This is a genomic window from Streptomyces sp. IMTB 2501, assembly GCF_001953885.1.
Lineage (GTDB): Bacteria > Actinomycetota > Actinomycetes > Streptomycetales > Streptomycetaceae > Streptomyces.
Map to the genome: position 1 here is coordinate 1 of NZ_MQUS01000086.1, position 1,450 is coordinate 1,450.

Here is a 1,450-nt window from a genome sequence, read left to right on the forward strand (position 1 = left end):
CTAGTAGTGCCTGGTCAGGTTGATTCGCTGGTGGCGTGTCCGTTTGATCGGATGTGTCGTTGAGTGGGTGTGCTGGGTGGGGAGTTGGCTGCGGTCCGGTGTGATCTGGAGGACTTCGCGGCAGAGATGTTCGAGCCGTTCGCGCGGGCAGATCAACGCAGGTGGGGCGGGGTCTATCTGCGGGGCCTGCTGCTGGACGGGCGGCGTAAGTCGGTGGAACCGATGGCTGCGCGGCTGGGTGAGGACGGCAACCGTCAGGCCCTGGCCCACTTCGTCACCTCCAGCCCGTGGGAGGCGGCGCATGTGCGTGCTCGCCTGGCCTGGCGGATGCAGGAGGTGATCAAGCCGACCGCGCTGATCGTCGATGACACCGGCTTCCTCAAGGACGGGGATGCCTCGGCGTGTGTGGCCAGGCAGTACACCGGCACCGCCGGCAAGGTCACCAACTGCCAGGCCGGCATCTCGCTGCACCTGGCCTCCGACCACGCCTCGGCGGCCGTCGACTGGCGGCTGTTTGTGCCCGAGAGCTGGGATCCCGCCTCGCCGAAGGCCGATGCGGCCAAGGTGGCCCGCCGCACCACATGCGGCATCCCCGACGAGATCGGCCATGTCGAGAAGTGGCAGCTGGCCCTGGACATGATCGATGAGACGAGGTCGTGGGGCATCGATGTTCCGCTCGTCGTCGCCGATGGCGGCTACGGCGATGCGGCAGCCTTCCGGCTGGGTCTGGAAGAACGCCAGCTGGACTACGTGGTGGGGATCTCCACCACGACCACCGCCCAGCCGGAAGCTGCACGGCCGCACACCCCGCCTTACGGCGGTCGCGGCCCACGGCCCCAGCCCGCATACCCCGAAGCGGCCCAGATGGTGAAGAAGCTGGTCATCGAGGCCGGCAAGCGGGCCGCGAGGCCGGTGCAGTGGCGGGAAGGCTCCCGCCCGGGCAGTGGTCGCAGCGGCGTCAAGCGCATGTACTCGCGGTTCGTGGCTCTGCGGATCCGGCCCGCCGGACGCGAGATCCGCAAGAACACCGCCGGTCCGGAACTGCCGGTGCGCTGGCTGCTGGCCGAATGGCCCGTCACCGAACCCGAGCCCGTCCAGTTCTGGCTGTCCAACCTGCCCGTCGACACGGCGCTGGCCACCCTGGTCCGTACCGCGAAACTGCGCTGGCGCATCGAGCACGACTATCGGGAGATGAAACAGGCCCTGGGCCTGGCCCACTTCGAGGGCCGCACCTGGCGGGGCTGGCACCACCACGTCACCCTCGTCTCCGTCGCGCACGCCTTCTGCACCCTCCAGCGCATCACCCGGTCCCCAAAAGAGACGGCGCCGGCCTGAGCCTCTACCGGGTCGCCCGCGAACTGCAGTTGCTCCTCGCGCTCTGGACCGGCGCCTGCCCCACCTGTCACCGCAACATGCCAGAACCGATATCAACCTGACCAAGCACTACTAG

The 1,450-nt window shown here is 68.6% G+C and carries 1 protein-coding gene; it reads left to right on the top strand.

Going from position 1 to position 1,450, the window contains the following annotated elements:
* Positions 1 to 126: 126 nt before the first annotated feature.
* A complete protein-coding gene (locus AV521_RS46190; protein ID WP_179023923.1) occupies positions 127 to 1,335 on the top strand; it encodes an IS701 family transposase in 1,209 nt (402 codons plus the stop codon).
* Positions 1,336 to 1,450 lie beyond the last annotated feature (115 nt).